Annotated in this window: 17 protein-coding genes; 5 read left to right on the top strand and 12 right to left on the bottom strand. The window is 57.3% G+C overall.

Features of this window, described 5'->3' with window-relative positions; translation table 11 throughout:
- Nucleotides 1–163: 163 nt before the first annotated feature.
- Nucleotides 164–853: a pyrimidine 5'-nucleotidase gene (yjjG, locus tag ACN0VL_RS07400; RefSeq protein ID WP_417616004.1), complete on the bottom strand. Its 690-nt coding sequence runs from the start codon at nucleotides 851–853 to the stop codon at nucleotides 164–166.
- Nucleotides 854–1,054: 201 nt separating this feature from the next.
- Between yjjG and ACN0VL_RS07405 the strand changes: the two genes are divergently transcribed.
- The gene (locus tag ACN0VL_RS07405; RefSeq protein WP_417616006.1) at nucleotides 1,055–1,666 is read left to right on the top strand and encodes a LysE family translocator; all 612 of its coding nucleotides are present in this window, start codon (nucleotides 1,055–1,057) and stop codon (nucleotides 1,664–1,666) included.
- Between the two features lie 358 nt (nucleotides 1,667–2,024).
- Nucleotides 2,025–3,560 carry an acetyl-CoA hydrolase/transferase family protein gene (locus ACN0VL_RS07410; RefSeq protein ID WP_417616008.1) on the top strand — a complete coding sequence of 512 codons (1,536 nt, stop codon included), beginning with the start codon at nucleotides 2,025–2,027 and terminating at the stop codon, nucleotides 3,558–3,560.
- Between the two features lie 77 nt (nucleotides 3,561–3,637).
- Here ACN0VL_RS07410 and ACN0VL_RS07415 read toward each other — a convergent pair whose 3' ends face one another.
- The 8 genes from ACN0VL_RS07415 to ACN0VL_RS07450 all read right to left on the bottom strand — a co-directional run bounded on the left by ACN0VL_RS07415 (nucleotide 3,638) and on the right by ACN0VL_RS07450 (nucleotide 10,073).
- Nucleotides 3,638–4,021, bottom strand: a complete 384-nt coding sequence (locus ACN0VL_RS07415; protein ID WP_417616010.1) for a VOC family protein — start codon at nucleotides 4,019–4,021, stop codon at nucleotides 3,638–3,640.
- A 185-nt stretch (nucleotides 4,022–4,206) separates the two neighbouring features.
- Nucleotides 4,207–5,373, bottom strand: coding sequence for a glutathionylspermidine synthase family protein (locus tag ACN0VL_RS07420; RefSeq protein ID WP_417616012.1), 1,167 nt, complete (start codon nucleotides 5,371–5,373; stop codon nucleotides 4,207–4,209).
- Nucleotides 5,373–5,990 carry a DUF1190 domain-containing protein gene (locus tag ACN0VL_RS07425; protein WP_417616014.1) on the bottom strand — a complete coding sequence of 206 codons (618 nt, stop codon included), beginning with the start codon at nucleotides 5,988–5,990 and terminating at the stop codon, nucleotides 5,373–5,375. Before ACN0VL_RS07425 ends, ACN0VL_RS07420 begins: the two co-directional genes overlap by 1 nt.
- 9 nt (nucleotides 5,991–5,999) lie before the next feature.
- Entirely contained in the window at nucleotides 6,000–6,416 is a 417-nt protein-coding gene (locus tag ACN0VL_RS07430) for a DUF350 domain-containing protein (RefSeq protein ID WP_417616016.1), read from the bottom strand.
- Nucleotides 6,417–6,549: 133 nt separating this feature from the next.
- Nucleotides 6,550–7,197: a YjfK family protein gene (locus tag ACN0VL_RS07435; RefSeq protein WP_417616018.1), complete on the bottom strand. Its 648-nt coding sequence runs from the start codon at nucleotides 7,195–7,197 to the stop codon at nucleotides 6,550–6,552.
- Between the two features lies 1 nt (nucleotide 7,198).
- Nucleotides 7,199–7,885 carry a PspA/IM30 family protein gene (locus tag ACN0VL_RS07440; protein WP_417616020.1) on the bottom strand — a complete coding sequence of 229 codons (687 nt, stop codon included), beginning with the start codon at nucleotides 7,883–7,885 and terminating at the stop codon, nucleotides 7,199–7,201.
- Nucleotides 7,882–8,283 carry a DUF2170 family protein gene (locus ACN0VL_RS07445; protein ID WP_417616021.1) on the bottom strand — a complete coding sequence of 134 codons (402 nt, stop codon included), beginning with the start codon at nucleotides 8,281–8,283 and terminating at the stop codon, nucleotides 7,882–7,884. The genes ACN0VL_RS07440 and ACN0VL_RS07445 overlap by 4 nt, the downstream gene beginning before the upstream one ends.
- Nucleotides 8,284–8,510: 227 nt before the next feature.
- Nucleotides 8,511–10,073, bottom strand: coding sequence for a BCCT family transporter (locus tag ACN0VL_RS07450; protein ID WP_417616023.1), 1,563 nt, complete (start codon nucleotides 10,071–10,073; stop codon nucleotides 8,511–8,513).
- Between the two features lie 174 nt (nucleotides 10,074–10,247).
- Between ACN0VL_RS07450 and ACN0VL_RS07455 the strand changes: the two genes are divergently transcribed.
- Nucleotides 10,248–10,982 (top strand): endonuclease/exonuclease/phosphatase family protein, encoded by a 735-nt coding sequence (locus tag ACN0VL_RS07455; protein ID WP_417616025.1) that lies wholly within the window; start codon nucleotides 10,248–10,250, stop codon nucleotides 10,980–10,982.
- A 534-nt stretch (nucleotides 10,983–11,516) separates the two neighbouring features.
- On the opposite strand, the gene ACN0VL_RS07460 is transcribed toward ACN0VL_RS07455, so the two are convergent.
- Nucleotides 11,517–13,415 (bottom strand): TRAP transporter permease, encoded by a 1,899-nt coding sequence (locus ACN0VL_RS07460; protein ID WP_417616027.1) that lies wholly within the window; start codon nucleotides 13,413–13,415, stop codon nucleotides 11,517–11,519.
- A gap of 5 nt (nucleotides 13,416–13,420) precedes the next feature.
- Nucleotides 13,421–14,353: a TAXI family TRAP transporter solute-binding subunit gene (locus tag ACN0VL_RS07465; RefSeq protein WP_417616029.1), complete on the bottom strand. Its 933-nt coding sequence runs from the start codon at nucleotides 14,351–14,353 to the stop codon at nucleotides 13,421–13,423.
- Nucleotides 14,354–14,699: 346 nt separating this feature from the next.
- Between ACN0VL_RS07465 and ACN0VL_RS07470 the strand changes: the two genes are divergently transcribed.
- Both ACN0VL_RS07470 and ACN0VL_RS07475 read left to right on the top strand, forming a co-directional pair.
- The gene (locus tag ACN0VL_RS07470) at nucleotides 14,700–17,000 is read left to right on the top strand and encodes an EAL domain-containing protein (RefSeq protein WP_417616030.1); all 2,301 of its coding nucleotides are present in this window, start codon (nucleotides 14,700–14,702) and stop codon (nucleotides 16,998–17,000) included.
- A complete protein-coding gene (locus tag ACN0VL_RS07475; protein ID WP_417616032.1) occupies nucleotides 16,991–19,015 on the top strand; it encodes a diguanylate cyclase domain-containing protein in 2,025 nt (674 codons plus the stop codon). The genes ACN0VL_RS07470 and ACN0VL_RS07475 overlap by 10 nt, the downstream gene beginning before the upstream one ends.
- A gap of 19 nt (nucleotides 19,016–19,034) precedes the next feature.
- Here the strand turns inward: ACN0VL_RS07475 and ACN0VL_RS07480 are convergent, their stop codons facing one another.
- Entirely contained in the window at nucleotides 19,035–20,270 is a 1,236-nt protein-coding gene (locus ACN0VL_RS07480; protein ID WP_417616034.1) for a glycosyltransferase, read from the bottom strand.
- Nucleotides 20,271–20,294 lie beyond the last annotated feature (24 nt).

A 20,294-nucleotide genomic window follows, 5' to 3' on the forward strand; every position in this document is an offset into this window, starting at 1 on the left:
CGCTGTTTTAGATGGATAATAGTCATCGGCTTCGTTGTGTTTTATTGTTTTGTTTGGCGACTAACATCAGATCACAATTGAAGCCTTTTTTCTATTTATTTCATGGTATTACCGCTTAAGATCCTGTCTATGATGTTGCCCCTCACCCCTCACCCCTCACCCCTCACTCCTCACCCTGTAGTGGCAACAACAGCTGTTGCAGTTGGTTGAGGGAGCTGACCTCAAAGTGGGGCTTGATGCCCTCGGGGGCGGTGCGGCCGTTGCTGTTTAGCCAGCAGGTGTGAATGCCGGCGTTCAAGCCACCCAAAATATCGGAATGGGGGTTATCGCCGACCATGAGAATTTGTTCTTTGGGTGGGTGACCCATTTGCTCGAAGGCATGCTCAAAAATGGCCGCGTCCGGTTTGGCTACCCCCACCTGTTCGGAAATAATCAGGGTATCAAAGGTCTGCTGCCAACCGGCCCGCGCCAGACGAGTGTGCTGCATGGAGGTGAAGCCGTTGGTGATAATCCCCATCTTGGCTTTCCCTGTGAGGGCGCTAATCAGCTCGGTTGCACCAGGCAGGGGCGGGCAGACTTCTGCCATGGCGGCGAGAAAGTCGCTGTTTAACCGCTCGGTAGAAACCGCCAGCCGCTCGGCCCAGTGCCGAAAACGCCGATGCTGCAATTGGGCGGCGTTAATCACGCCGTTCTGATAATCCACCCACAGCGGGGCGCTTACCGCCTGATAGTGCTGATAGTGATCTTTGGTGAAATTAACGCCAAAAGTGGCGAACATGCGCGTTAATCCGGCAAAAGCATCGAAGTGGAACAGGGTTTCGTCGGCGTCGAACAGGATCCATGAATAGCGCATCGTATGATTGCTCCGGCGTTTTGGCGGTAATTTTGTGTATGGGCAGTGAAAAAACAGTTAGTTTAGGGATTCCGGTCGAGTAAATACAACCACTAATAATAAGTTAAAGTCGTTTGTGCTGACCTGGGCGCTAAGGTATTTTCCTTGCAGCAAGCATCACAGGGTATCGACGGTGAATGAACGACAAGATGAGGGGAAAAGATGGAGTTTTCTAGCTGGCTGGCACTGGTCACTATTTGTGTGGTGGGCGCCATTAGCCCAGGTCCCAGCCTGGCGGTGGTGATGCGTAACACCATGAGGGGAGGGCAATACCACGGCGTGCTGACGGCGCTGGGCCATGGTGCGGGGGTGGGTTTGTATGCCCTGATGACGGCCTTGGGCCTGGCGCTGCTCATTGCCAGTAATCCGTTGTTATTTGATGCTATCCGCTATGGTGGCGCTGCCTTTCTCGCCTGGCTGGGCATCAAGGCCTTGCTGGCAAAACCCGAACCCCAAGGTGCCGGGGCTGAAAATGCTCATCGCGTGGCTGGCCGGCAAGGGGCATTTGAAGGCTTTATGGTGGCGTTCTTGAATCCGCAGCTGGCCATTTTTTTTGTCGCCCTGTTCAGCCAGTTTGTGCATGCCAATACCGGCTGGCAGCAAAGCGGCATCATGATGCTGACCGCCGGGGGCATTGATGCCCTCTGGTATGTATTGGTGGCGCTGGTGCTGTCACGGGGGCCCGTGCTGGCGTGGCTGAAAGAGCAGTCGATCTGGATCGACAGGCTCAGTGGCATGGTGCTGCTGGCGCTGGCACTCAAGGTGGTGTGGTAGCCTGATTGCGGCCCCTGCTTCAACCGTTGGCCGCACAGGGCGTCGGTGTTCAGCGGCGTGCCCGGTGCTGTATAGACGCTGAATCACCCGAAGTTCTCATCTTCTTAGCAGTTGCTCGGAAGTCGCTCATTTTGCAGCTCTGGCTGTTATTTGTTTATTCTGCCAAGGAATAACAAGAGGGTGAAACTAGCTGCTTCCTTATGGTCTTTTAGTCGTAGATCGACGTATTTGCTCTTTTCGTGCTGCATTAATGTGCGAATATGTACCGACACTGAAACAATATGCGGTTTCATATTCATGATGTATGGCGATAGCAAGCGCAGACCGAGTCGGGCGCAGCAGCAAGGAGAATCCTGGAATGTTGGATGAAACGATCATGGCACAACGTTGCCGATGGGCACCTTGGCAAAGCAAACTCTGCACGGCCGAACAGGCGGCGGCGCATATAAAAAACGGCATGACGGTGGGCATGAGCGGCTTTACCCGAGCCGGTGAAGCCAAGGCGGTGCCGCTGGCACTGGCCGAAATGGCCGCCAAGGAACCCTTGTCCATTACCCTGATGACAGGTGCCTCGCTGGGCAACGATCTGGACAAGCTGCTGACCGAGGCCAATGTGCTGGCGCGGCGGATGCCGTTTCAGGTCGACAGCACCTTGCGCCGTGCGATCAATGACGGTCGGGTGATGTTTATGGATCAGCACTTGTCCGAAACCGTGGAGCTGTTGCGTAACCAGCAGCTGGAAAAACTGGATCTGGCGATTGTAGAGGCCTGCGCCATTACCGAAGACGGTGGCATAGTGCCGACCACCTCGGTGGGCAACTCGGCCAGTTATGCCATTCTGGCCGACAAGGTGATCATAGAGCTCAATCTCTCTGCTCCCCTGGCGCTGGAGGGGCTGCACGATATCTATATTCCCCAGATGCGCCCCACGCGTCCGCCCATTCCGGTGGTCGCACCGGACTCGCGCATCGGTGTGCCTTATATTCCCATCGATCCGGCCAAAATACTGGCCATAGTGATCACCGACAAGTCCGACAGTCCGTCCACCGTGCTGCCACCAGACCAGGACACGCAGCGAATTGCCGATCATCTGATTGCTTTCTTTACCCAGGAGGTGGAGCAAGGTCGCCTGGCGCCGTCACTGCTGCCACTGCAAGCGGGCATTGGCACCATGGCCAATGCGGTAATGAGCGGTCTGGCCGATGGTCCCTTTGAACATCTGACCATGTATTCGGAAGTGTTGCAGGACTCCACCTTCGATCTGCTGGATGCGGGCAAGCTGGACTTCGCCTCCGGGTGTTCCATTACCCTGTCGGAAGAAAGAGGCAAATCGGTGTGGAACAATCTGGATGCCTATCGGGATCGCTTGATACTGCGGCCGCAAGAGCTATCCAACCATCCGGGCATAGTGCGCCGATTGGGTATTATTGCGGTCAATACCGCACTGGAAGCGGATATTTACGGCAACGTGAATTCGACTCATGTGTGTGGCACCCGCATGATGAACGGCATAGGTGGCTCTGGCGATTTTGCCCGTAACGCCCAGTTGTCTATCTTCGTTACCAAGTCGGTGGCCAAGGGGGGCGACATCTCCAGTTTCGTGCCTTTTGCCAGCCATGTGGATCATACCGAGCACGACGTCGATATTCTGGTTTCCGAGCACGGCCTGGCCGACTTGCGTGGCCTGGCGCCACGGGAGCGGGCGTTGGTGGTCATAGAGCAGTGTGCCGATCCCGCCTACCGTCCGGCTCTGCGCGCCTATTTTGAAGAAGCCAGTGGTCGGGGCGGCCATACGCCACACTGCCTGGAGCAGGCCTTGTCCTGGCATCTGGCTGTAGAGCAGGAAGGCAACATGCGCCGCTTCAGCATCGACGAGTTGGCCGAGGTGGGTTGAGTAGAAGGTGAGCTGTTATACCAATCGGCGCCGCTTTGAGTCATCAGGCGGCGCCGTTTTGTGAAGGCTTGCAGACTCTAGCTGATGGAATGCAGGCCAATCATGTTGCCTTCGGTATCCACGGCCAGGGCAATAAAACCATAGGGGCCGATGGCGAACTTGTCCCGAACCAGCTGTCCGCCGCTGGCAACGACCCGCCGGGCCTGCTCGGCGCAGTCGTCACAACTGAAATACACCAGGGTACCGCCACTACCGGGTGACATGCCCTCCATCTTTACCAGGGCGCCGCAGGCACCATTGGCGTTTTCTTCGCCCGGAAACATCCACATCTCAGGCCAGTCTCCTTCCATGGCTTCTGCCTGTTCCAGCTTCACGCCCAGCACAGCTTCATAAAACTTACGCGCTCGCGCCATATCCGCCACATAGAGTTCAAACCAGACTACAGGGTTCGTTTTCATCATTCCGATCCTTTGTCGAGGAGTGCTCATTAAGCTTAGGCCAAGCGGTCACGTTTAAAGCGGCGGCTTGTAGCGCCGGTATGCGCTTCAGCGGATCCTCGCCGCGACCAAGGGCAGGGGATCTCGTATTATCGATGTATATTGCCACCGTAGGCGGCCATTCGGTGTTTTTGGGTGAAGTTGAAGGGTTAACCGAGGATGATGTGGGGCAGGTAACGAGACAAGTCCTGGGTGATCAAGCTGGTGTCTTCACGCACGGCCATGCCGGCAGGTTTATCATCTATCAGCCAGCTGCCTACCAGGGTATGGTTTTGGCCAAACTTTGGCAGGGGGTGATAGGCCTGCACAATAAAGCCTTCTTCACCGTAGGGGCCATCGACGGCGGCCGTCAGTTTGCCCTGGCGGATCACGCTGATGTTGGCGCCCTCGCGGGAGAACAGAGGCTTTTGCACATAGTCCTGCAAGGCGCTGCGCTTGGGGTCGTCGCCAAAGTAGGCGGGCAAGAGGTTGGGATGATTGGGAAAACGCTGCCACAGCAACGGCAGCAAGGCCTTGTTGGACAAGACGGCTTTCCACAGCGGCTCGAGCCAGTTTACCTGGCTGCTGGATACATGCTCGCCATAGTGTTCCTGAAACATGAACTCCCAGGGATACAGCTTGAACATCCAGTCTATGGTGTGGTTCTGGCTGTCGGTCAGCCAACCACCTTCGCCCAGACCTATGTCCTCTATGTGCACGAATGCGGTGCTTAGCCCGGCTTCGCGGGCGCAGTCTTCCAGATACTGCACCGTGCCTCTGTCCTCGACTGTGTCCTTGCAGCACGAAAAATGCAGGCGCTGGCCAGGGTTGCGCGCCGCCAGTTCGGCAAAACGGTTTACCAGTCGCTCTTGCAGCAGATTGAACTGATCGGCATCCCGGCGCAGCCAGCCGTGGTCCACGTTGTCTTCCAGCCATAACCATTGCCAGAAGGCGGTTTCAAACAGGCTGGTCGGGGTGTCGGCATTGTTTTCATACAGCTTGGCCGGCCCTCGGCCGTTATAGGCCAGATCGAGCCGGGAATACAGGCTGGGATCCCGTCGTTGCCAGGCATCGGCAATGCCTTGCCATTGCGCCGGAGGAATTGCACAGCGCGCCAGCAGTTGCTCGTCGCGCACCACCATGTCCACTATTTCCAGGCACATCTGGTGCAACTCGGCGGTGGGCGCTTCTATATCCTGTTCAATTTGTGCCAGGGTAAACTGATAGTAGGCCGTTTCATCCCAGTAAGGTTCGCCATACATGGTATGAAAGCCAAACCCTAGCTGTTCGGCCTGAGCGCGCCAGAGCGGGCGCTCTTTATGGCTCACTCTTAGCATCAGCCGCCCCAGCTGCGACGGGTTCGACTACTGCTCTTGTTGCTGCTCCAGCTGCTCTTGGCCTGCGCCGTGGAGCCAAAGCCCCCCCGTGAAATAGTGCGAGTGACCTTGGGCTTGGGCGCCAGGGCGTCTTTACCTACAGAGATGCGCTTGCCATAACTGGCTCTACCCAGCTGTTGCCCGTTGGCGGTTGTCCATTGGCCGTAGTAGGGCGAATAGGGATTGCGAGAGCTGTATACCGGCGTGTGGGAATAGCGACTACCGTCCAGCATGCGGCCAAACATAAAGCCGGCCATGGCCGGCATAAACCAGCTGTTGCCCTGATACTGGTAGGGAGTACAACTGCCGCCGCCAAAGTCGGCTTCGCAGTCGTGGCGACTATTGTACTTGGGTGCCGTGTCTGCCGACTCGGCCAATGCCTGTTGATAGGCGGCCCGACATTGTTCGGCCAGATCGGGGTGGCTGTTGCCGCAGTCATCCGGAGACTGATAAACCTGTACCTCGGTTTCACTCTGGCCACAGGCACTGAGCAAGACAGAGCCGGCAATGGCCGCGCTAACCGGTTTGCCAAGGCGGCTGCTCATGCGAGACAGCAACTGACGTTTTGAACGTTTCATTGTGCCTCCCTAGTAAGTAATGCAGGCGGCGTTGAGCAGCCCGACAGCCACGGATAATCCGCCGACCACGGCCCCTGCCGACACCTGACCGTCGTTGATACGCGCGGCTATTTTTGGCAAAAACACCAGTCGTACCAGGGCAAAGGCCAGCAGCTGGGCAATCAGGGCAATGACGCCCCAGACGGCGAAGTCCAGTAGCGATACCGAGTTGGCCGCCGCGCTGGCGACTGCCAGCGAGAAGCCGATAAAGGCCCCAATCAGGGCAATGGCCGCTGCCAGGTTTTGTTCGTCTTTAATCAGCTTCCATTCGTCCCAGGGGGTGATCAGTACATACAGCCACTTGAACACCAGCAGCATCAGAATGGACAGGGAGAAATACAGCAAGAAGGGGCCAAGGCCCGAGAGTGAAGTGACTAAAGCGTCCATGAGTATCCTTTTATTCCGTTTTGAAAATGAAAAGCCGCAAATTGTTGGCAGAGCCTGCCGGGCGAAGCATCAACAGGCTTGCCGCGACATGGCCTGAACCATGCCGCCAGATCTCGCCCTTGTCCGATGCTCTTCAGCTCACAAACCTGAAGTCGGTCGGGTTGAGGTCAATCCCGGTGCTCAGTATCAGGCTGTGTTCGGCCCGCTGCTGCAGTATTTTCTCTTCTGCCGCGACCATCAGCACCTCTACCTCATCCTCGGTGTCTGCCAGCGCCCGCTCGTAGATCATCACGAATTGATCGGTGTCGCTGGGGCTGCCGTCCTTGAGCCAGGTGGTTTCGGTCATGGCCACCGGCCGGGTATTGTCCCAGGCCCTGGTGAAGACCTGGCCATCCAGGTTCCACTCCGGTTGCACCAGCTCACTGTCGAGTAGCCGGTTCCAGGCCGCATCGCCATCTACCGGGCGGGTCTGGTAAAAATACCAAAGCTTGACCTCGGCCACGCAGTCGTCTGTGGTGCCGCCGCTCAGCAATACCTGAACAAAGCCGTCGTCGTCGGTATAAAAGCGCAGCAACTGATGGCTTTCGTCGAGTATGACCCGGCCCACGGCCTGAATAATCTGGGTGCTGGCTGCATCGGCAAAGGTGACCTTGCCATCAAGCAGTGACAACTTGAGCGCATCCAGCTCAAACCCGCCCCCCAGGCGCAGCCCCAGTACTTCCGGGGCAGGCTCGGGGGATGACACAGGCGGCTGTATTTTCTTTTTCAGCCAGTCGAACATGTTATTTACCTAAAATACGAGCCAGTTCATCTTCGGCACCCGCAGACTGGTTGCCGGTAATGCCGGCAGACTTGAGTTTCTGCTCCAGGGCGTCACCGCTTTCGCTGGCGGCACGCTCGGCGGCCACATCCAGCTCGGCCTGGCGTTGGGTTTGTTTTTGCTTGATGCGATCCAGCGACTCTACCGCGGTTTTCATCTTGGTATTGGCGCCGCTGTGGCGAGACGATACCGCCGCCTGGGCCTTTTGTACGCTATCGGTGGCCTTCACCACGTCCAGCTGCTGCTCCAGTTGGCGCAGGCGGCTCTTGGCGGCGGTGATGTTGTTTTTCAGGCTTTGTTCCGAGCCGGCAAACTGATCGACATAGCTTTGCTCGCCGTCCTGCTCGTTTTTCAATTCGGCCACCCGCTGGGCGCACTCCAGCGCCAGATCCTTGTTGTTTTTGCTCATGGCGGCGCGGGCGTGAGCCTCGTATTCGGCAATGCTGTCACCTATGGCAGTGACTTTTTGCTGGGCCAGCTTGCGCTTGGCCATAATGCTGGTCAGGGCCTCATCGGAGCGGCGCAGCTCTTGTTTCGCCTCACGAATCTCTTGCTCTAAAATGCGCAGCGCCTGGCTATCGGCAATGGACTCTGCAGCTTCATTGGCGCCACCCTTGATGGCGGTCACCAGTTTTTTCCAAACACTCATGCTTCTACTCCTTGCAGATAATCCTGATATAAATCGAGAAAGGCTTCGGTATTGCGGAACAGGGTGTCTATTTCAATGATCACGCTTTCTTCTTTAGAGCCCGAAGCCAAAGAACCAAATGCGATGTAGTAATCGGTGTCGTTAATGTGGCTGATGCCGACCGTGGTCAGCGGAAATAATTGATGAGTACGCAATATGGTGTCGTTCAAGCCGGCGGCATCGACAACCTGAGTGGCGGGAAACAACAGGGTTTCAACGATAATTTGCTCTCCGGCAACGGCCAGATAGGCTTCCAGGCCGTCGGTATTGGTCAGCAGTAAAGAATCACTCTCAAGGGTGCATTGCCAGCCCTCACATTTAGAAAGCAGTTCATGCAGCTGTACTAGGGTCCAAGACATGCGGGTACTCCAGTTGGGGTCGGTAGCAGTGTGATGTAAACCATAACACCAGACAAGATAGAACAAGGTGGGTTCCCTGTGCTATTCAGACTGTTTTTAATCAGTGTGGGTGTTGCGCGTGATTCAAGCGGCACAAGCCACAACAGATAGTAGAGGCTAACAGGAAATAAAAGCCAGTGGAATGAAAGTAAAAAGGGGCAACGGCATTGCCGTTGCCCCCGGTTGCGTCAGAGCTTGGTTTGGGCCAGCTCTTCACTGCGCAGCTTGTGGGTGACTATGCCTTGCTCGAAGGCCATGGCATGGGCCATTTTAGGGCCGGTCCAGAGCACGGGTAGCAGGAGCAAAGACACGGGAGCGGCGGTGATCACGATAAAGGATTGCAGGGCACTAATGCCACCTTCTCCCATGCGCAACAAGACGGCGGCCACCAACCCCATGGTGAGCGCCCAAAAGATGCGATCCCGGGTGCGGGGAGTACGGTCGCCACTAATGGCCATGGCAATGGCGTAGGCCATGGAGTCACCGGTGGTGGCGACGAAGATCACGGTCAGCACCAGAAAGGCGGGCACCATCAACTCGGCAAAAGGCAGCTGCTGAGTCACGGCCAGCAAGGCGGCGGGCAAGCCGGCGGCTTGCAGCGGCTCGGACACACTGCCGGCCAGGGCCTGCTCATAGAAGATACCGGCGCCGCCCAGGGCGGCAAACCAGAAGTTGGTCACCAGGGGCGCCATAATGGCCACCGCCATGACCAGCTCGCGCAAGGTGCGGCCGCGCGAAATACGCGCAATAAAGATCGCCATCATGGGGCCATAACCAATAAACCAGCCCCAGAAGAACAGCGTCCACCAGCCCATCCACTCGTTGTCGTGGCGGGTCAGTGCCATGGGCATAAAGTCTTGCAGATACACACCCATGCCATTGAGGAAGGCATCAATAATAAAGCCGCCAGGGCCGGCCAGCAAAATGGTGGCCAGCAAAATCACCGCCAACACCACGTTGGCACTGGACAGCCACTGAATGCCTTTTTCAATCCCCGTAGAAGCCGAGATGGTATAAATGGCGACCAGGGCGGCCAGAATCGCCAGCTGCAAGATGTAGTTGTTTTCCCAGCCCAGCAACGCCTCGAAGCTGAACCCCAACTGTGTTGCCAAAAAGCCAATGGGACCTATGGTGCCGGCGGCCACCGCCACAATGGACACCACATCGGCGGCAGTGCCCAGCCAGTGCGTTTCCACTTTTTCGCCCAAAAAGGGATAAAGCAGCGCGCGCGGGCGCATGGCAATGCCTTTGTAATAGTGGGCATAGACCACGACGATGGCGGACAGGGTGCCCAAGGCGGCCCAGGCCAGAAAACCCCAGTGCATAAAGCTTTGCGCCAGCGCCGCCGACACGGCCGATATGCCCGAGTCGGTATCGGCAAACACCGGAGGCGTACTTAAATAGTGGTACATGGGCTCGGCGGCGGACCAAAACACTCCACCCCCGGCCAGCAGAGTACACATGATAACGGCCAGCCAACGAAAGGTTGAGCTCTCGGGGCGACCGTTGCCGCCCAGACGGATATCACCGTAGCGGGTAAACCCCAACACCAGAGCGATGACCAGGTTTGCCAGCATCCACACCTGCCACAAAGGGCCGAATACATCGAGCACCCAGGCAAAGCTGAGGTTGATCCATTGGGTCATTTGTTGAAGGTCGAAGAGGGCGAGTATTACGAAGAGGAGGAGGAAGCCGCCACTAAGGCTGGCCACGATACGTTTGTCGGTCGTTCGGGGTGTAGAAGATTCCATTAATTCACTTTGTTCAATGCATGAACGCACCAATTATACACAACTAGCACTAACAATTAAAATGGAATGGAAAATAAGCAATAAATGATGGTTTTTTAGTAAAAAGCAGCAAGAAAGTTTGTCGTTGCTTCTGCTAAGATGAATACACCTTTCTTGACAGGGCAGGAGATTGCTATGCTTCGTCCTCGAGTGACGCCTCATCAGTTGGTTCATCAGCATCAGCCGCTGGACGACGACCAGCTGGGCATCATGTGCTGGAACACCCAAAAGTTGACGCTGAGCCCGGAATTTCAGCTGTGTTTAACCCAGCTGCTGGAGCAATTTCCCACTCGACTGTTGTTATTGCAAGAGGCCAAGCTGGCGCTGAGCCAGCGGCTGCAACTAGACGGCTGGTCGTACGCTGTCTCTCCCAATATTCAAACCCCCTCTCATTTGTTTGGCGTGCTGACTGCGGGCCAGTGTGCCTTTGACGATATCACTGCCGTATTGAGTCAGGGGCGGGAGCTGACCTTTGCGACGCACAAGAGCCAGGTGATTACCCATCACCCGCTGCAGGGCGGAGACAGCTTGCTGGTGGCCAATATTCATGCCATCAACTTTGTGCGCCACGGTCAGTTTCACCAGGAAATTGCCGTATTAAGACAGATATTGGTACGGCATCAGGGGCCCTTGATTGTGGCCGGAGACTTTAACGTCTGGAGTCGTTCTCGCCGCCTGTACCTGGCGCAATTCTGCCGCGCCATGGGGCTGAAAAAAGCCGTGATGGAAGACGCGCACTACATTAAGACCTACCGACGCCAGCCACTGGATTTTATTTTTTATCGCGATTTAAAGCTGCGCTCGGCCATCGCCATCAACACCCCCACAGTATCGGATCACAACCCGATTTACGCACAGTTCTCCCGTTAATCTATCCCCCCATAAAACTGCCTCTTAGTGACAACTCTGCTCAGTGTGTAGTGCTCAGAGGCAGCCGGGAAGTCTCCTCCGACTCGCTCAAGTACTTCCATGTAGCGCTCAAACACATGACGTCCCTGTCATGTGATGGTCGGTTGAGGCAATCCCAGCGGCCTCTTTTTAGGCTCCGAGTCTTCGGTGAACATCACTGACCGACGGCACCGGTGTCAATGGGAAGGCAGAGGGTGTCTGCTCAGCCGACCATCCGCGCCAGGGATGGCGCGGCTGAGCCTACAGGGACCGTATTTACGGCGAGTCGGAGGAGTAGTGCCCTCTGCCTGACAAGCAACACCGCGATTAAGAAATAGCTATGACTGAGAGACGGGACTCAAGTTATAAACCGTCAGTCAATAAAAAAGCACATCCTGATAACTCAGGATGTGCTTTTGCAGTTGCTTAACTTACCACTGACGGTTGTATTGTTGGTGGTGCTCGCTCGGTGGTCACTGTGTCAGTTTGTTAGCCAGCGGCCTCAAGGCGCCGAGCTTAAACAGGCACCGACTCTTTGCGACCCCACTTCCAGTCCCATAACAGCGTCAGTATCAGCATGGCCAGGCCAGCAAGGCGGATCATGGGGCTTTCAATCAACATCAAGGCCGCGATGACCAGCAACAGCACCCGAGGCAGCATGCTTAAGTTGTTGAATAACCGGCCTTCGATGCCACAGGCAAAGGCAACAATGAGGCCCAGGGTTGCCATAATGGCCAAGGCAAACCGCAGGGCGGTGTCGTCTTCCTGCCACAAGAGACCGGAATACGCCATCATCAGCGGAATGATGAAAAAGCCAAAGGCGAGCTTGAACGCTTGCACCGCAGACTTCATGGGTGAAGCCCCCGCAATGCCGGCACCGGCAAAGGCAGCCAGGGCAATGGGTGGCGTCACGTTGGACGTTTGTGACAGCCAGAACACGATCAGGTGCGCGGTGAGTACCGGCAGACCGAATTCGTTAAGCGCAGGCACCGCCATGACCGACAGCACTATATAGGCGGCGGTAACCGGCAAGCCCATGCCCAGCACCACGGCGGCCAGGGCAATCAGGATAAAGGCCCCCCACAGATAGCCACCGGACAGGGCGAGCAGCGCCTGGGTAAACTGCAGGCCAATACCGGTTTGCCCCACTACACCCACCACAATACCGGCGGTGGCACAGGCGGCACTGATCGGCAGTATCATGAGCGCACCGTCGCGCAAGCCGGCCAGTATGGCAGAAAACGGCACCCAGGTTTTGCGGCGACTAAAGGCCGCCACCACAATGGCCAAACAGCCGGCCAGACCCACCAGCACCGGGGAGTAGCTCATCAACAGCAGCAAGGTGATCATCACCAGCGGCAAGAGGTAATGCCAGCCCTGCTTGACCACCACGGCTACTTTTTGCACGTTATCCATGCCTTTCAGGCCTAACTTGCAGGCCATTAAATGCACATAGAGCAAGGTACAAAAAAAGTAGAGAATGGCCGGTGCAATAGAGACCAGTAATATTTCTGCATAGGGCAGGCCGGTAAACTGCGCCATCACAAAGGCGCCGGCCCCCATGACGGGAGGCATAATCTGCCCACCGGTAGAGGCCGCCGCTTCAATGCCCGCAGCCTGCTCCGGCTTGTAGCCCAGCTTCTTCATCATGGGGATGGTCAAGGCCCCGGTGGTGACCGTATTGGCAATCGCAGAACCGGAAATGGAGCCCAGTGCCGCCGAGGCCAGTACCGAAGCCTTGGCCGGGCCGCCGCGATAGCGGCCGGCAATGGCAAAGGCACAGTCAATAAAAAACTGGCCGGCACCGGTGACCTGCAGCAAGGCACCGAACAGCACGAACACGAACACCACCCCCGCAGAGATGGCCAGTGGCGCACCAAAGACCCCATTGGTAGAAAAAATATGGAACCTGATAATTTCCTGTAAATCGAAGCCTTTACTGGCGAAACTGTCGGGCAGCGCATTGCCCAGCATGGCGTAGGCTAAAAACAGAATGGCAATGCCGCTCATTACCCAACCCACGGTACGACGCGTCGCCTCCAGCAAGAGCACTATGAGTGCCACACCGGCATAGAGATCGACCGTGCCCAGGCCATCGAACAAGAAGCTTAAATCGTCGTAGTCAAACTGAGCAAGACGAAAGCCAATCCAGGCGCTGATGGCGGCAAAGGCAAAGTCCAACAAGCGCCCGGTACTATATACAGCGGGGGGCGCCGTTCGAGCAAAAGTGGGTTTGACCAGAAACACCAATACCAGCACCCAGCTCAAGTGTGTGGGCAAAAATACCGGCGCCGATAGCTCTGCAGCCAGGCCATGCCAGATTTGAAACAGGGTAAGCGCCAGCGCAATGGCGCCAATGAGATAATCGAACCCGCCCAGGCGGGCGGGTTCGTTGCTTAGTGAGGGCTGTTGCATAGAGCTTAGTCGGCCTTTTTCTCATTGAGGAAAGCCTGGCTGCTTTCGTGCAGCGGCGCACCTTGCAAGCGATCCATGTTTTCTAGCGTGGTGTTTTTGGCATCGGAAATCACCTTTTGAATCTTGCCCATGTCGCCATAAGCCGTTTCAATCATCTGGGTGGCCAGGGCCGGGTCCAGATCTTTTTTGACCACCAGCACGTTCCACACTACAGGCGCGTTGAAGGCCGGCACCTTGTTGTAGGTATCGGCGGGAATTTCCATGCCGGCATAGGCAGGCAGGGCGGCATGGACCTTGTCCAGCTCTTCTTGAGAGAAGGACAGAATGCGGATATCGCGGGTCAGGGCCAGCTCGGTGATGGCACCGATACCGGCACTGCCGATCAGCACACCAGCGTCGATCTGACCATTGGCCAGTGCCTCGGTTGTGGCCGTAAAGTTCAGGCTTTGCGCCTTGAAGTCATCGTCGTTAACGCCCAGTGCCTTCAGAATATTGGTGGCACCCACCCGGGTACCTGAGCCGGGGGCGCCCAGAGAGACCTTTTTGCCTTTCAGATCGCTGACCGACTGAATATCGGAGTTGGCGGGAACAACAAACTGCACCACGTTGGGGTAGAGTGCAAACAAGACTGCTACATCCATCGGGCGTTTGAAGGGGGCTTCACCATTCACGGCGGCCAGCACTGAGTCACCCATGGCCATACCGACCAGCTGCTGACCGGAAGCGACCTTGATAATGTTTTCTACCGAGGCGGCGGTGACTTCGGCACGCATATTGAAATCGTCTATGTTCTGGCTCCAGGTCTGAGCCAGCATGCCACCCAGAGGATAATAGGTGCCGCTTTGGCTACCGGTACCAATGGTATAGTTGGCGGCGGCAGCAGGCAGAGCGACGGCCAGAGACAGGGTGACCAATGCATGTTTTAACCAAGATGTCATAGGGGGCTTCCTTGAGTGGGGGCTGCTCGTTACCGAGCCAGAAATGTGTTGAGAGTTCGTTATTGTAGCCTAGTTTGAGGCTATCACAAGGTGTGTGAAATTAACCGTGATATAGCGCCATTTACGGGCCAAAAATGTGACAAATCGGGGTAGAACATCACCTTATAGGCTCAATGCCTGCGACAGATCAGCCGCTGGCAGCCCGGGGTACCAGCGATGACTTGATCTGGATCAACGTATTGTGACGCCTGGCATGTTCACATGCCTGGTTGCTGATTCTGTATGGTTGCCATTCTTATACCGCCTCTGTAGTTTGTGTCACATGGGTCCCTAGTGAGTTGATGTCTTGATTATCCATCTTGTTGAAAACGCGGCCTTGCTGTTATCGCTGTGCTGGCTGCAAGCGCTCAATCATCGCTTTTGGGACAAAAAAAGTGACAGCGCCACCAAACTGACTTCCGGTTTACTGTTCGGCCTGACCTGTGTGGTTGGCATGATGATAGCCATGGAGCCGGAAAGCGGTCTGATATTCGATGCCCGCAGCGTGGTGCTGAGCATGGCGGCGCTGTTTGGCGGTCCCCTGGTGGCCGGTATTGCCGGTCTGATTGCGGGCGGCTATCGCCTCTGGCTGGGCGGAGTGGGGGCCTGGTCGGGCCTGGTTGTTATCACCCTGTCGGTACTGATGGGGCTGGGGTACCGTTATTTTTACCAGCGCGACCGGGTCGGTAGAGGCCCCTGGGTCTTGCTGATCTTCGGCCTGCTCCTTCATCTTCTGATACTGCTGCTGTTTAATTGGCGGCCCGCTTCCAGCACCACCTTGCAAGCCAGTATGTCCATGATGCTGGTGATGCCCCTTGCTACCGTCTGCCTGGGCTGGATGCTCGGGGATATCATTCGCCGGGGCCGTGACGAGCGGGAATTGAGCATTGCCGCTACCGCCTTCGAAACCCAGCAGGGGATGATGATCACCGACAGAAACAGCCTTATTCTGCGCTGCAATCAGGCATTCAGTGCCATCACCGGTTACCACCAGGACGAAGTGATCGGCAAACAAGCCAACCTGCTCAGCTCCGGGCGTCATGATGCATCCTTCTATCAGGCAATGTGGCAGCAGCTGTCGACAACAGGCAACTGGCAGGGCGAGATCTGGAACCGGCGCAAGAATGGCGAAGTCTACCCGGAATGGCTGTCGATCAGCGCGGTGCACAATCCTCAGGGACAGGTTACCCACTATGTGGCATCGATGGACGACATTACCGAGCGCAAGGCCGCCGAAGCGCGCATCCGGCATCTCGCCTTCTATGATGCGCTGACCGGCCTGGCCAACCGCAGCCTGTTGCTCGACCGGGTACAGCACGCCATGAGCACGGGGACACGCAGTGGCCAGTATGCCGCTCTGCTGTTTCTCGATCTCGACGGCTTCAAGAACATCAACGACCTGCATGGCCACCACTGCGGTGATCTGTTGCTGCGCCTGGTTGCCAAACGCCTCGGGGGGGCGACACGCTCCGGAGATACGGTGGCACGGCTCGGTGCCGACGAATTTGTGGTGATGATCGAGAGTCTGCCCGGCGAGTATCAGGAGGCCGCTACCCAGGCCGAGCAACGCGCCAAAGCGCTGCTGACCACGCTGGGAAAACCGTACCAGCTTAATGCACTCAAACTGCATATCAGCGTCAGTATCGGGGTGACCCTGTTCAACGACGACGCCAGCACCGCCAGCGATCTGATACAGCAGGCCGATCTGGCCATGCATCAGGCCAAGGCGGCAGGCAAGAAGAGCATACGTTTCTTTGATCCGGCCATGCAGGAGGCGGTCAGTACGCGACTGCGCCTGCAGGAAGACATTGGCCGCGGGCTACAGGCCGACGAGTTTATCCCCTATCTGCAGCCACAGCTGGATGAAAACGGCCGGGTGACCGGTGCCGAGGTGCTGGCGCGCTGGCAGCACCCCCGGCAGGGGCTGCTTGCGCCGGGCGTCTTTATCGAGGTCGCCGAACAGGCCGGGCTGGTCGAGCAGATTGACGAGCAGATGCTGCGCCAGGCCTGTATCCGGCTGGCAGAATGGCGACAATCGCCGGCTACCGCCACCCTCAGCCTGGCGGTCAACCTCAGTGCCCGGCTGTTGTATCAGGCCGACTTCGTCGACACGCTGCTCCAACTGCTGGCCCGGAGCGGTGCCGACCCGCACCGGCTGAAGCTGGAGCTGACCGAAACCATGTTGCTCGACGATATGCCGGCGGCCATTAGCTGTATGCAGCAACTCAGGGCCCAGGGTATCCGCTTTTCGATTGACGACTTCGGCACCGGCTATTCGTCACTGGCCTATTTGCAGAAGCTGCCGCTGGATCAGCTGAAAATCGACCAGTCCTTCGTGCGCGAGCTGCCGGAAAACGGCAGCAGCCTGGCCATCATCAAAGCCATTTGTGCGCTGGCGGGCAGCTTGCAGCTGGAGGTGATTGCCGAAGGCGTGGAGACGGACGAACAACACCAGCAGCTGCGGGACATAGGGTGCCGCTACTTTCAGGGCTATCTGTTTGGCCGGCCCATGCCGGTGGCGGAGTTCGAGCGGCTGGTGGTCGCAGGGGCGGAGAAGAAAGTACCCGGGGCGGTCGGCACACAGGGAGATGCCAAACCATGTCTTTGAACCATCGTCGGGTACTGCTGCCCTATATGGCGGGGATGGCCCTTACCGAACTGGCCATCATGCTGCTGATGAGGCCGCTCGGGCTGGATATTCTGGGGTTCTGGCTGGTCACGCTGTTTGATGCCACCGCGGTGGCACTCACGGCCATCATACTGTTTTTCTGTCTGACGAGCCGGGATCTGGGGCATGCCGGTGGGCTCAGGCCCGATGCCCAGCTGAAGGTCGGGGCCATCGTTTTTGTGACCGAGCTGCTGATCATGCTGCTGTTGCCGCTGGATGACCATGGCTGGCAGATGGCTCTGTTTGACGCCGCCTTGCTGTCGGTAGTGAGTGGCCTGCTGATTTACTGGCAAGTTTTGCTGCCCATGCGGCGCAGCCGGTACATTCAGAACGACGAAACCTCCTCGTCCCTGTTTTGGGGGGCGTTGTTTGCCTATCTGAGTTTGATGATCTGTGCCAGCATCGTTTTGCTCTCCGTCTATCAGCAACAGCAACAGCACCAGTATGCAGAAGTCAGTGCGGCGGAAATGTCTTCCCTCGACATCCGGCGGCGAGAGCTGCTGGCCAGTCTGCACGAGGTGGCTCTCGACCTCACTCTGCTTGCCGGGCAGGCGGAGCGCCGAGTTGCAGCCACCGGATTTCACCTGGATGAACAGCAGCTGGTCACCGACTATCTGGCCTATTTGAAGGTCAGGCCCAGCTATGCCCAGCTGCGACTGATTGACCGTCAGGGGGAAGAGCGGGTTCGAGTAGAGCGCGATCAGGGGCGCTTGGTGAAGGTGCCAGCCGGGCAGCTCCAGAACAAGCGTTACCACGACTATTTCGTGAGGGCCATGCAGGCGGAGAAAGGGGAAATTTACATCTCCGAACTGGATCTGAATATCGAGCATGGCCGGATAGAAGTGCCGCACAACCCGGTGATCCGTCTGGCGACGCCCGTGTTCGATGAGACAGGTACCAAGCAGGGCATCGTTATCGTCAACCTGATGGCGAGCCACTGGCTGAAGGGACTGGCACCGGCGGGGGAGCCATTATTGAATCAGCTGATGCTGCTGCACCATGAGGGGGGCTGGCTGTATGGCGTCGAGGAAGAGCGGCATTGGGGCTCTGTGCTTGAAGAGCGGCGGCACCACAGTTTTGCCAACAGTCACCCGACTGCCTGGAAGCAGATGCAGGAACATAGCGCCGGCTTTATCCGGGCACCAGAAGGGTTGTACGTCTACCAGAAGCTGACCGCGCCCGATCATCCGGGGCTAGGCAGCATGAGTCCGAGAGTAGGGGCCAGAACGAGTGACCAGGCCGAGCTGCAACCGCCTCACTGGTGGCTGGTCTCGGTTATCGATAACGCCGTCTTCAAGCAGGGCATGGCCAAGCTGCGCAACCTGTTGTTGATGGTGTCCTTGTTCTTTGCCGTGCTCACCGCCATCGGTATTCAGTTGTTCTGCCACACGCTGAGAAAGCGCATAGAGGCGGAGCGCAAGCTGCACCAGCTGGCGCATTTCGACTTTCTCACCGGGTTGACCAACCGGGCGCTGTTTACCCGCATTCTTGAACAGGAGCTGGAGCGCAGCCGGCGCAGCGGTGCTGACTCGGTGCTGTTTTATATGGATCTGGATAACTTCAAGCCGATTAATGATCGGTTTGGCCATGAGGCCGGCGATGCCGCCCTCAAAGAGGTGGCATTGCGCTTGCAGCAAAGCGTGCGCCCTTACGATACGGTGGCCCGCCTGGGCGGCGACGAATTTGCCATTCTGTTTTCCGGCCCGGTTCAGCAAGAGGATATCGAGACCCTGGCCAGACGGGTTCTGGACGCCTTTGTGCCCCCCGTCGAGGTGGCCGGTCAGTCATTTCAGCTGGGCGTCAGCATCGGCATTACCCAGTTGCACCGGGGGTTTGATAATCATCATCAAGCACTGGCAGTGGCCGACAACGCCATGTATAACGCCAAACAGGCCGGCAAGCAGGGGTTCTTCGTGGCGCCCTCGGTACCGCAGCATGCCGACGATGTGGCCTAAGCGGCCAGAGCGCTAGCCCTCAGCCCTTGTTCGCCCCAGCATTCTTGGCGGCAATCCACTGGGACATGTACTTGGTGCTCATCATGCTGTGGTGGCGGAGCATGCTGCCGGTAAAGTTGTGCAGCCGGTGCTGGTCCAGGTTGGCGGCCGTGGCCTCGATGCGCGCGATCAGTTGTTCACCCAGCATGGCTCCGTTATAGCGGCTGTGCAGCAGTTCGGTTCCCTGGCGCTGGGCGGCCAGCCAGGCCTGCTCGTCCTTGTATAACGCCACCGCCGCCGCGGCGAATGCCTCGGCATCGTCGGCGATCATACCCGGCCATGGCGCAGCACCATGCATGCCTTCGCTGCCAATCGGGGTGGTCACGCTGGGTGTTTGCATGATCATGGCATCCAGCAGTTTGCCCTTGATGCCGGCGCCAAAGCGCAGCGGGGCCAGGCAAATGCGCGCCTGCTCCATCACCTCGAAGGCATCGTCTGCCCAACCCTTGATCAGAAAGCCGGTTTTGGGGTTGTGCAACGCCGTCGCCTTGGGCGGCGGGTAGGAGCCATAAATGTGCAGTTCGGCCTCGGGCAGCTGCTTGCGGATCAACGGCCAGATCTGCTGTAAATACAGCACCGCATCCCAGTTGGGGGCGTGGCGAAAGTTGCCTATGGTCATGAAGTGCTGGCGACTCGCATAAGCGGCGGTGTGAGTCGGCAGCCGCTGCAGATTAACCATAAACGGCAGGTGATGCAGCAGGCGGCCGTCTACCTTGAAGCGCTCCTGCAGCAATCGCATTTCAACATCCGAGATAATCAGCGACAGATCGCTGCGCAAGATGGCGGCAATTTCCCGTTTGGCGATGTCATTGAACAAATCCGCTGTGGTCATCTCGCGGTCGGCTTTATGGGCCTGATGACGCGCCTGGCGCAGACATTGCAGATCTTCGGTATCCAGTATTCTCAGCGCCTGGGGGCAATTTTTTTCAACCCGCCAGCCGAACTGCTCTTCCATCATGAAACGATCAAACATGACGACATCAGGCTGGTATTCGGCGACATAGGCATCGAAACTGTCGCAATTGAGCGCAATGCTCCGGCTGCTAATACCCTCGGCGGCCAGATCGACCATGTGTTCGGTACGCTGAGCCGGGGTGGCAAACTCTACCTGCCAGCCCTGTTGTTTATAGAGCCGCAGAATCGACAGCATATGACTGCCGGCGGCAGAGGAATTGGGCTCGGGCCAGACATAGCCAATCACCAGTACTTTTTTCATGTTATTTGTTCCTGTTGTCATCTT

This window comes from Oceanisphaera sp. (assembly GCF_048268965.1).
Classification (GTDB): domain Bacteria; phylum Pseudomonadota; class Gammaproteobacteria; order Enterobacterales; family Aeromonadaceae; genus Oceanimonas.

What these genes read in the sequence shown, in the direction of transcription:
- ACN0VL_RS07440 (WP_417616020.1), bottom strand. Translation starts at nt 7,885, where the DNA reads ATGAGTGTTTGGAAAAAACTGGTGACCGCCATCAAGGGTGGCGCCAAT.
- ACN0VL_RS07465 (WP_417616029.1), bottom strand. Translation starts at nt 14,353, where the DNA reads ATGACATCTTGGTTAAAACATGCATTGGTCACCCTGTCTCTGGCCGTC.
- ACN0VL_RS07450 (WP_417616023.1), bottom strand. Translation starts at nt 10,073, where the DNA reads ATGGAATCTTCTACACCCCGAACGACCGACAAACGTATCGTGGCCAGC.
- ACN0VL_RS07425 (WP_417616014.1), bottom strand. Translation starts at nt 5,990, where the DNA reads ATGAAACGTTCAAAACGTCAGTTGCTGTCTCGCATGAGCAGCCGCCTT.
- ACN0VL_RS07475 (WP_417616032.1), top strand. Translation starts at nt 16,991, where the DNA reads ATGTCTTTGAACCATCGTCGGGTACTGCTGCCCTATATGGCGGGGATG.
- ACN0VL_RS07480 (WP_417616034.1), bottom strand. Translation starts at nt 20,270, where the DNA reads ATGAAAAAAGTACTGGTGATTGGCTATGTCTGGCCCGAGCCCAATTCC.
- ACN0VL_RS07455 (WP_417616025.1), top strand. Translation starts at nt 10,248, where the DNA reads ATGCTTCGTCCTCGAGTGACGCCTCATCAGTTGGTTCATCAGCATCAG.
- ACN0VL_RS07430 (WP_417616016.1), bottom strand. Translation starts at nt 6,416, where the DNA reads ATGGACGCTTTAGTCACTTCACTCTCGGGCCTTGGCCCCTTCTTGCTG.
- ACN0VL_RS07445 (WP_417616021.1), bottom strand. Translation starts at nt 8,283, where the DNA reads ATGTCTTGGACCCTAGTACAGCTGCATGAACTGCTTTCTAAATGTGAG.
- ACN0VL_RS07460 (WP_417616027.1), bottom strand. Translation starts at nt 13,415, where the DNA reads ATGCAACAGCCCTCACTAAGCAACGAACCCGCCCGCCTGGGCGGGTTC.
- ACN0VL_RS07405 (WP_417616006.1), top strand. Translation starts at nt 1,055, where the DNA reads ATGGAGTTTTCTAGCTGGCTGGCACTGGTCACTATTTGTGTGGTGGGC.
- ACN0VL_RS07420 (WP_417616012.1), bottom strand. Translation starts at nt 5,373, where the DNA reads ATGCTAAGAGTGAGCCATAAAGAGCGCCCGCTCTGGCGCGCTCAGGCC.
- yjjG (WP_417616004.1), bottom strand. Translation starts at nt 853, where the DNA reads ATGCGCTATTCATGGATCCTGTTCGACGCCGACGAAACCCTGTTCCAC.
- ACN0VL_RS07410 (WP_417616008.1), top strand. Translation starts at nt 2,025, where the DNA reads ATGTTGGATGAAACGATCATGGCACAACGTTGCCGATGGGCACCTTGG.
- ACN0VL_RS07435 (WP_417616018.1), bottom strand. Translation starts at nt 7,197, where the DNA reads ATGTTCGACTGGCTGAAAAAGAAAATACAGCCGCCTGTGTCATCCCCC.
- ACN0VL_RS07415 (WP_417616010.1), bottom strand. Translation starts at nt 4,021, where the DNA reads ATGATGAAAACGAACCCTGTAGTCTGGTTTGAACTCTATGTGGCGGAT.